8 protein-coding genes, 1 rRNA gene and 1 pseudogene are annotated in these 9532 nt (G+C 41.1%); 1 reads left to right on the top strand and 9 read right to left on the bottom strand.

What is annotated here, in order from left to right; genetic code table 11:
* Positions 1–8: 8 nt before the first annotated feature.
* From rrf to SFC66_RS17050, 9 genes and pseudogenes are all read right to left on the bottom strand, one after another.
* Positions 9–121: ribosomal RNA gene (gene rrf / locus SFC66_RS17090) — 5S ribosomal RNA — on the bottom strand.
* A 508-nt stretch (positions 122–629) separates the two neighbouring features.
* Positions 630–2525, bottom strand: coding sequence for an ABC transporter permease (locus SFC66_RS17085; RefSeq protein ID WP_411219916.1), 1896 nt, complete (start codon positions 2523–2525; stop codon positions 630–632).
* On the bottom strand, positions 2500–3264 hold the full coding sequence (locus SFC66_RS17080) for an ABC transporter ATP-binding protein (RefSeq protein ID WP_411219915.1): 765 nt from the start codon (positions 3262–3264) through the stop codon (positions 2500–2502). The genes SFC66_RS17085 and SFC66_RS17080 overlap by 26 nt, the downstream gene beginning before the upstream one ends.
* A gap of 80 nt (positions 3265–3344) precedes the next feature.
* Positions 3345–4346: a sensor histidine kinase gene (locus SFC66_RS17075; RefSeq protein WP_411219914.1), complete on the bottom strand. Its 1002-nt coding sequence runs from the start codon at positions 4344–4346 to the stop codon at positions 3345–3347.
* A complete protein-coding gene (locus tag SFC66_RS17070; RefSeq protein ID WP_411219913.1) occupies positions 4343–5047 on the bottom strand; it encodes a response regulator transcription factor in 705 nt (234 codons plus the stop codon). Before SFC66_RS17070 ends, SFC66_RS17075 begins: the two co-directional genes overlap by 4 nt.
* Positions 5048–5259: 212 nt before the next feature.
* Positions 5260–5451 carry a hypothetical protein gene (locus SFC66_RS17065; RefSeq protein WP_411219912.1) on the bottom strand — a complete coding sequence of 64 codons (192 nt, stop codon included), beginning with the start codon at positions 5449–5451 and terminating at the stop codon, positions 5260–5262.
* Between the two features lie 731 nt (positions 5452–6182).
* Positions 6183–6890, bottom strand: a pseudogene (locus SFC66_RS17060) (alpha/beta hydrolase); the annotation flags it as partial.
* Between the two features lie 15 nt (positions 6891–6905).
* Complete coding sequence (locus tag SFC66_RS17055; protein ID WP_411219911.1) at positions 6906–7298, bottom strand: hypothetical protein; 393 nt, start codon at positions 7296–7298, stop codon at positions 6906–6908.
* Between the two features lie 235 nt (positions 7299–7533).
* Positions 7534–8355 (bottom strand): methyl-accepting chemotaxis protein, encoded by an 822-nt coding sequence (locus SFC66_RS17050; protein ID WP_411219910.1) that lies wholly within the window; start codon positions 8353–8355, stop codon positions 7534–7536.
* A gap of 739 nt (positions 8356–9094) precedes the next feature.
* Between SFC66_RS17050 and SFC66_RS17045 the strand changes: the two genes are divergently transcribed.
* On the top strand, positions 9095–9313 hold the full coding sequence (locus SFC66_RS17045; RefSeq protein ID WP_411219909.1) for a hypothetical protein: 219 nt from the start codon (positions 9095–9097) through the stop codon (positions 9311–9313).
* Positions 9314–9532 lie beyond the last annotated feature (219 nt).

The following is a 9532-nucleotide window of genomic DNA, read 5'->3' as shown; positions in this document are numbered from 1 at the left end:
ATCGTATTGCCTGGCAGCGTCCTACTCTCGCAGGGCGAACCCAACTACCATCGGCGCTGAAGAGCTTAACTACTGTGTTCGGCATGGGAACAGGTGTGACCTCTTCGCTATTACCACCAGACCTATGTATGCTGCCCTTTTCTTAAGGACAAGTTAGATTATATATGCTACAGAATTAAAAAGCAATACATTTTTAAAAAATAACTAGATCTTTTTTATGTCACTGTCTTTTCACTGCATTATAATTCCTAATCAATTGCGTATTACAGGATTTCACATAAATAATACGTAACTCTTATTTTACATGAATGGAAAGCAGTTTGGCAACCAGCAGCATTCTATTTAAAGAGACGCACGTTACTCTACAAGGGTATTGAAGATGCTATGGACTTAGCTCCCCTCCTACCTTTGTAATGTAAGTTTCCCATGCTATAAATTTGTTTTGGTGACGAAAAGGCCGCTGTAGCAGCTTATTTATAATTAAAAACTGCTGGACCCCTAAACCCAGCAGTTTTTGTACTTCTTTATGAGCAAGCATTCGTTGTAAAGTACTATCACTCTTAAAAGTTCTTCTCCATACGAATCCAAAACTTAACTAATGGCTCTGCAACACCAGAACAGAGTTTCGGTCAGAAAACCGATCGTATCACTTGTTTCATATAAATGAATCGCACCACAAAGAAATAACATATTTGGATTACCGCAAAGCTTCCTAGTACCAGCGCAGACTCTGCCGTCAAATTGTAGTCAAATAAGCGTGATAATGCAGTAAGCGCTACAGCTCCGTGAACAAGCGCCACTACAATCGGTGAGAAAAACAAAATAGCAATTTGCCGGTTCACCACTTTCTTCAATTCTGCTTCTGTCAAACCAATTTTGGCTATAGCCTTGAATTTATGCTTTTCTCCATCTAAATCGGTGAACAATCGGAAATAAAGGAAGCTTCCAGCGGAGACAAAGAATACAATGCCGATAAACAAGCCGATAAATAGTATCGGTCCATATGCTTTATTGATTTCATAAAGCGTGTAATCAACAGAAAACACTTTATGTTCCACTTGTTCCTCTAACAATTTACCCGTCTCAATCACTTTATCTTCGTTTTTGTCATCTGTATTCCAAGCAGCGGTGAAATCTGTCCTTACCGGCGTCCCGAGTTCGTCAAAAGTACTATCATCCACTACGTAATAACCTGTCACGCCTAACCCGACTGTCGACTCTGCTGTGTTACTTGGATGGATTTCTTTTCCGTTATCCAGCTGGATGCTGGATGTCATCAATCTCTCACTAGCTTTTTGCCCTTCTGTAATAACCGCATCGCTTTGTTCCATGACGATCGCTTCATTTTCTTCAGGATGCAGTTCCTTTTCATCGATCAAGGCGGCAAACCGGTTATAATCAGAAGCTTTAACTATCAATACAGACATTTCTTCCACAGACGTATCATAATATGCCAATTCCGTTGATTCCATGTCCGCTTTAATATTCTCTTCATCTAAAATTGTATTGATTTGCTGCACTTCTTGTTCTATCACATCCTCACTTTCATCAAGAAATGGATTATACGTATACGTATATGGATTGATCTCCTTTATCCCTTTCGTAAGATAAGACTGAAATCCATATAATGTCCCGATGGCACTGAAAGCAACGGTCGATATGATCGCTACCATGAAAAAAGTTCTGGCGTTATCTTTCATTCGAAATGATAAATCACCAAAAAGCAGCATATTCGTCTTCCGCCAAAAGATCGATTTATTCTTTTTCAGTAGACGGATGCAATACACACTTAATTGCGTGAACAAAACGTACGTTCCAAGCGTCACCACGATTATGACTGGAATCATCATAAAGATAACACTGACACCTTTAACATAAAGAGCCGTACCGTATCCAGCAACTAATAGAATGACCGCAAGGATCGATAGAATGATAGAAGCTTTTGGCTCGCCTTTGGACTGCTTATCTCCTTTAATCAGATCAACCAGCTTATTTGTCCGCAAGATGAACGCGACAAATACCGATATGCAGAAAAAGAGAAAGATGAAACTGATAAAAGTCACGACAATTGCCAGTACCGGGAAATAAAAATCAAGTGATGCATCGATGATCAGTATATTCTCTGCAAGTAAAAGAATTGATTTCGCAAACACTAGTCCAATCAGAATTCCACCTGCTGTCGCAAACAGACCTATTAAGATATTCTCTAAAAATACCATGAGCCGAATTTGCTTATCCGCAGCCCCTAAGGTGATCAATAAGCCAAATTCCTTCTTCCTTGACTGTATGAAAGAGCTCATTGAATACAAGATGAAGAAGAAAGAAAATAGATAAATGATTCCACCAGCAACAGCCATTCCGAACAGTGCATACTTATTGATCGATCCCTCTGAGAATGCTGGATGAAAAGCAAAGATTGCAAATGTGAAAAAGACCATCACCGTGAACATACTGCTAAGGAAGTAAGCAATATACAATCGCTTATTACGCAAGACATTCCTAAACGCGAACTGACGAAAAGTCATTAGCTTCTCCCCCCATCAGCGACAGCATATCGATTATCTTCTGGAAAAATGCTTGTCTGCTCTCTCCCCGATGAATCTCGGAATGCAGCTTTCCATCACGGATGAAAACAACGCGATCAGAATAACTGGCAGCCTGCGGATCATGCGTTACCATCAGCAAGCTAGTTTTATTTCTTTCATTGATCGATACCAGCATCTTCATGACATCTTTGGCCGCTTTTGAATCGAGATTCCCAGTCGGCTCATCCGCCAGCAGTAATTTCGGCTCATGAATCATCGCCCTGGCGATGGCTGCACGTTGTGCCTGTCCGCCGGAAATTTCATACGTGCGTTTATTCATGATGGCTTGGATACCAAGACTTTTTGCTATCTGCTCTGCTTTTTGCAGCATCTCTCCTGGTTTGACGCCATCCAATGTGAGCGGCAGGATGATATTTTCCTGAACCGTCAAGGTATGCAATAAATTAAAATCCTGGAAGATGAATCCGAGCTGATTACGACGGAATTTAGCCAACGCACTTTTCTTCAGCTGATGTGGCTGTTGACCGTCGATTTCGACTTGCCCGGTAGTCGGTGCATCATTTGTGGAAATAATATTCAAAAGGGTCGTCTTTCCGCTTCCAGACGGTCCCATGATGGTCACGAATTCACCCTTCTCTACTTCTAGGTCGATATCGGTAAGAGCGCGATAAGCAATCTTACCTTCATAGATTTTACTGACTTTTGTAAGTTTGAGCATAATCATTCTCCTCTCCAATGCTTAACCTAAGCATAGCCTGAGAAGTAGATGCCCTACTATCGATTATGCTTTCACGAACCTTACATCGATGTAAGGTTTTGCGTTTTTGTAAATATGATTCGGAAAGTTGCACCTTCGCCTACAGTGGATTCCATCTCCAAGCCATGTTCCAGCTTTTCAGCTACCTCTTTGACCAAATACAAACCCATACCAGTGGACTCCCGATATTTCCGGCCGTTTTCGCCAGTATAAAACTTATTGAAGATCCGCTTTCGATCCTCAGCCGGAATACCGACTCCAAAGTCCTTTACCTCAAGTACCAGCTCACCTGATCTTTCGTATACAGCAAGAACAAGCTGATTGGATTTCCCAGCAGAATATTTGACCGCATTATGCACCAGCTGTCCCAATAGGAAGAAAAGCCACTTTTCATCGGTCTCCACCATTGCCCCTGCTTTTTCTTCCTTCAATACAGGAAACACTTCATTGCGTATGTAAAATCGCTTGTTTTCTTGATTGACCTCATGAATCAGCTTGGATAAGACGATAGGCTTGATTTGAAAATCTTCCGCGATAGTACGAAGCCTTGCTAAATAGAGAACTGTATTCAAGCCGTCCCGCATTCGGTCCGTCTCTTCCCGGAGGCTGGATGATTCCGGTTCATCTAGCGTTTGTGCCGTCAATTCTATAACAGAAAGCGGCGTTTTCATCTGATGGACCCAGCGATCCATGAATAACAGATGCTCGGTTTGCCTGTCTTCTCCTTTTAGTAATTCTTCTTTATATAAGCGGTACTGCGCAGTAAGCAAATTATCAAGTGCCGCTGAAACGGGTGCTCGTTCGGTTGACTCCAATGATTGATCCAGTGCCGTAAATGACTGCTGCAATCTTTGATAAAATTTTCTGCGGCTGATGTACCGATAGCATAGGAATGCTGCCACCAAAAGCAAGGATAGGAAAAGCGCGTACAAACTGACGCCGATATTACGATAGCCGTCCAGCCAAAACAAAACCGAAACCATCACACATTGAAAAACCTGGACTGCGATGAGCAGCACATGCTCGCGGAGGAATAATTTCATGTTTTGTCCTCTTTCCATGTGATGCGCAATCGATAGCCCGCTCCCCTGACCGTTTCAACGGCATCTTCAATCCCTATCTCCTGTAACTTATTCCTTACGCGGGCAATATTCACATTCAAGGTATTCTCATCCACATAGGCTTGCTCATCCCATAATTTCGCCAGCAGATCCTGCCTGCCGGCAACTCGCGGATAACGCTCCAGCAAACTCTCGATAATGTCTGTTTCTTTTTTTGTCAGCTGCGTAGCTTGATTCTCGAAGTGCAGCTCCAATCGTTCCGGATAAAAGTGCAGCCCTTCCTGGATCAGCACTCTTTCCTCAAACTTAGCTGCATACTCTCCATATGCACGCCGCATTTGGCTTCTGATTTTCGCCATGACAATATCCGGATTGAACGGTTTTGTGATAAAGTCATCCCCGCCATTTTCAATCGCCATCACTTGATCCATCTCACCAGTCCGTGCCGAAATGAATATCACCGGGCAAATGGATACTTTCCTGATTTGCCGGCACCAATAATAGCCATCAAAGCTTGGCAGGTTGATATCCAGTAAAATGAGCTTGGGCTGTACTTCTAGAAATCTGTCCATAATCTTTTCGAAATCTCTGGCAATGGTCACTTCATATCCATACTTCTCAATATGGGCACTCAGATATTCCGCAATCTTCATGTCATCTTCCACAATCATGATTTTCTCCATGAATCATTCTCCCCAGCTGTTTGTTTAGCTGTATTTTACCATTTGTAACCTGCCTCATGTCATATCTGATGAATTGACTGTTCAGAAAAAAAGATCCGAACTATAGTTAGAATCCATGATTGTCACTCTTATTTATTATGTGCTATCGGTGATCATTCCCCTTCACTGTGTCTGACACGAAACTGCCTATCAAACTGCGTATTACAAATAAACTAGCCAGCATCCATATCCAGCTGTATAGCAGGCAAAATCCCGTGATTGCCACACTCACCAACATGCTGAATTGCCTGGTCAATGATGGTCCCAAAACTGAAACAGTAAAGCAAGATGCCGATACCAATCGCCAAACTGCAAGCCCCTGCAATCGTGACCAGGATTTTTCTCTTCAGCAGCGCAAAACCCATTCACAACCCGACATCCGATAGTCCACTAGTGAATAGAAAGACTACCTCATTCAACTGAGTAGCAGCAATAGGTCAGCACGTAGGTAAGGGAGGCCGATCCGGACCAACATGATGGTAGCTAGAATGATAGGCCCTGTCGCCAAGACAGCAGTTCCACATCACTTCCAATCGGTCTTGGAGCGCCACAAGCCTGTTGTACACCAAAACTCTCCCTCACCTTCTCCCCTTTCTCGGCCGGCGGACCAAACGGCTTATACGGACCTGTCGCCGCCAAATATAGAAAAGCATCACCAAATCACGGGATATAATAGACCCGCAGCAACTACCACGTATTCATAGCCCTCTGGCACCCAGATCTCATCTAGGTCGAGAACTGGGCGGATGCTGATGGGAAGTTTGGGAGTATTACTCTTTATTTTATGGCAGAGATAGTTTTCAAATGGTTGCCTCCTGCTCGATTGACTTCCTACTATGAATTCAAATTCACTTTCGATTTTCACCAGAACTATATTAACCAATACAGTACCACATTAAATCATGGTAAAAAAGCTGAATTGTCTTTATACCCTATACGGATTTACACATAAAAAAGAACCACAAAAAATTTTGTGGTTCTACGATTAAGCTTTTATGTGATTGTCTGATTAATTATTATTGTGATTTTCATCAACACAGAATGATTTGCGCAACGATTCCCAATCAAAAAGCTGTCAAATAACTAAGTATATTTCTCAGAGTCCCCTCATCGCCTTAGCAATTTCGATACAAAGATCTTCAGCTTGTGGCAGGTGTCCCAATTTATCGATGAATGCATGCGTCATCCCTTTATATCGATAACATGTAACATCAACTCCGGCTTCCTTCAGCTGTTTTGCGTAAAACTCCGTCTGAATGCGCAAACCATCAAACTCCGCCCCAGCCAAAATAGCTTTTGGAAGATCTGCATGAGACTCTGCAAGCATAGGACTGACATAAGGATCATGAATACCTTTAGCATCGGGAATATACGCTCCCAAAAGCATATCGTCTTCCAGTGCTGACGGTCTTCCTAGGTTTAACAAGCCACTTTTGATGATGTGTTCATGCTCTTCCGCTACTTCGAAAAAGTCTTCTTTCCACACATAACCATCAGCTTTCGCATCAGCCATTGTTACCGCAGGATATATCAATACTTGCATTGCGATTTTCGGACCATTCTCATCTCTTGCTTTTAAACAGACAGCTGCTGTGTAATTACCACCGGCGCTATCTCCCCCGACACATATTTTGTCAGGATCGATACCATATTCCTCTGCATGGCTGAATATATGCTTCACTGCTTCGTAATTATCATTCAACCCATTCGGAAACGGCTTTTCAGGAGCCAGGGAATAATCCACATTAAACACCACCGCATCCGCAAGCTCAGCAATCAATTTACAAAAGTTCTCTACGACGTAGACACTGCCCCCAACTCAGCCGCCTCCATGAATGAATACAAGCGCTGGACGCCTTTGGTCCTTCTCAGACTTCCTAGGATAATATCTCCATAAGCCAACTGTATTTCCACTTTCCGTGATTTCTTCGTATTTGGTATGTATTTCGACTGTATTCAAATTATAGTTGGGAAATCCCATACTCTCCCTCAAATTCGGAATGAATTCTTCCAAAGGCGGTAGCTCAGCAGGAACTTTCTCATCTGACGGACCAGCCCAATGATCTGCCATCAGGCTTAATTCCCTAGGGTCAAGACCCCCGGATTGTACTTCTCCAGGGATTTTCTTCACGATAATCGGTACACCATTATTTACTATAGTTGAAGTTTCCTCTTGAAGTTCTTCCATTTCAGCTGAATCGTATTGACGCATGCAGACGCCCCCTCTGAATTTCGAATAAGAATATTCCGTGTTATATTCTCTAATTGTATCGCAGTGACATCCCTTTTTTCCATCAATGCAATCAGAAACGCTACTTTCCGGTTATGTCCAACCTGGTGTAGCACCTTATACTAAAAAATCCTGTACGTTAAAAAAACCACACGAAGCGAATTTGGCTAAGTGTGACTTTTTATATGCTGTAGGTTTAAGATTCCTTTTCTTTAATTTATAACTTCATCGTATACTCGTTAAGCTTTTGTGCCATTACTTTTATTTCTTCAATAAAAGTGGATGACTGTCTGATTGAATTGGACTGTTCTAGACCGACCGCTGCAATTTTTTCTATCGAGTTTCCCATCAGCTCTGTTATTTGTTTGATTTCATTCATTGTTTCATTGATTGTTTCCGTTGAAGCGACAGTTTCATTTGAAAGTTTACGTATCTCTTTTGCAACCACTCCAAAACCCCTGCCGTGTTCCCCGGCACGTGCGGCCTCAATGGCTGCATTCAATCCTAATAAGTTGGTTTGATCAGCGACCAGTTTGATGATGGACAAAACCTCTGCTGTCTTTCCTACATCCTCACCGGCTTTATGTGATTGTTCAAGCAGTTTTTTTGAATAATCCTCTAAAGCGCTGGATCCAGATTCGATCTGGCTAATTTGATCATTAGCCAAGGTAAGTGAATCTGTAATTTGATCCGCGATTGCTCTTAACTCAGTCTGTCTTTTCAACTGGACTGCAATCCCTCCAATGACATTGCCTTGTTGATCCAGAATGGCATTAGCAGTACCAGTAAATTCAAATCCATAAAAATCAGCCGGAACATCTTCTCTTAATGATCGCCTCTCCTTTAAAGCGACGGCTAGTGGTTCCTTTGGATTTAGATTTTGTCCTGCTTGTATATTCAGATTTATATCTTCACCAGGAAAATATGCAATGAATTTCTCTGTATCACATACAGCGATAGATAAATCAGCAGGTATCGCCGCTTTTATAATAGGTATTATAGAAATAATACTCTCCAAGGATTCTACTTTATGTGACATGGATAGACGCTCCGTTTCCTATTTTTTATAACAACACCTAAAACTTCCAAAGGGAAACACAAAAAAGAGACCTAGGCAATTATCCTAAGTCCTTCCTCAACGCTTGAAAAAGCGATGATTTATGTAATACCAGTGTTCAGGATCAAGTATCCTTCACTTGTAAAATCGGTAAAAGACCTTCTGTATAACACCAACAAGCGTTGGAATCAATAGTATTATCAAAGACCATAACTACTGATAATTATGCCTTTGATAGCGATAACCGTCAAGATACTTACTAAATTTAGGTTGTTCCATTTGGACTACTATTGCATCTGTAAAATACCACAGGTCACAATACTATAATGCTTATATATAGAGTGGTAATGATATATTTGGATGATGCTCAGTCGGAATCATCATTAGTCCTTATATATTATCATTTCAAACTTTAATAAAACAGAATATAATAGTAGTGAGTCATGAGTCAAATAGCATTGAAAAGTAAAATTGTAAAATAGACACAAACAAAAAGAGTAAAACATCAATGGAGTTATATCAGCAGAGAAATTCAGTGTCGATTTTGAAAACGTTGATAATGAGATGTTTGGAGACAGTGGGGGATACGCAGAAGATAAGAATCCTCATTTTTTCTAGAACCATACTTACCCTGGAAACACTGCTTCAGAAAAGATGAATTTACAGTCCTCTCTTCTATAATGGAAGATGGATACAAGACTTGGAAGGAGAACAATAAGAAATGCTTGCAGATAAACTATTTGAGACAATAAAAGCACTTGATTCAAAAGATAAACACAGGTTGTTAGAACTACTCTATGATGAGTATTACGCTGGCGGCGGAGCAAAAAAGTACAGCCAAGATAAGGAAGATAGTGATTGGGAATCCGATATGCGGTACATAGAACATAAAATTATACAGATCGAAAAGGAAATTTACTACTTAAAAAAAACAAAGTAAAAGCCTATTCTTCTAATAGATTAATCCTACAATCCTATATTGCTCACCTTGCTATTCTGTATATAAAACTTGGAGCTCTCAAAATTCAATCCGAATCAGAGAGCTCCATTTTTATATATTAATAATTACAATTAACTCTTTTGCCATCTGTACTTTCAAGTAAAAAAGACCCTGACTTTATGTCAGGGTCTTTCCTCTACCGCTTGGCATTACGGTAAA

This window comes from Terribacillus saccharophilus, assembly GCF_046592895.1.
Taxonomy (GTDB): domain Bacteria; phylum Bacillota; class Bacilli; order Bacillales; family Amphibacillaceae; genus Terribacillus; species Terribacillus saccharophilus_D.
This window is presented reverse-complemented; position numbering and strand designations above follow the sequence as displayed.

Coding starts and splice junctions, on each gene's coding strand:
- SFC66_RS17085 (WP_411219916.1), bottom strand. CDS start 2,525: ATGACTTTTCGTCAGTTCGCGTTTAGGAATGTCTTGCGTAATAAGCGA.
- SFC66_RS17080 (WP_411219915.1), bottom strand. CDS start 3,264: ATGCTCAAACTTACAAAAGTCAGTAAAATCTATGAAGGTAAGATTGCT.
- SFC66_RS17075 (WP_411219914.1), bottom strand. CDS start 4,346: ATGAAATTATTCCTCCGCGAGCATGTGCTGCTCATCGCAGTCCAGGTT.
- SFC66_RS17070 (WP_411219913.1), bottom strand. CDS start 5,047: ATGGAGAAAATCATGATTGTGGAAGATGACATGAAGATTGCGGAATAT.
- SFC66_RS17065 (WP_411219912.1), bottom strand. CDS start 5,451: ATGGGTTTTGCGCTGCTGAAGAGAAAAATCCTGGTCACGATTGCAGGG.
- SFC66_RS17055 (WP_411219911.1), bottom strand. CDS start 7,298: ATGCGTCAATACGATTCAGCTGAAATGGAAGAACTTCAAGAGGAAACT.
- SFC66_RS17050 (WP_411219910.1), bottom strand. CDS start 8,355: ATGTCACATAAAGTAGAATCCTTGGAGAGTATTATTTCTATAATACCT.
- SFC66_RS17045 (WP_411219909.1), top strand. CDS start 9,095: ATGCTTGCAGATAAACTATTTGAGACAATAAAAGCACTTGATTCAAAA.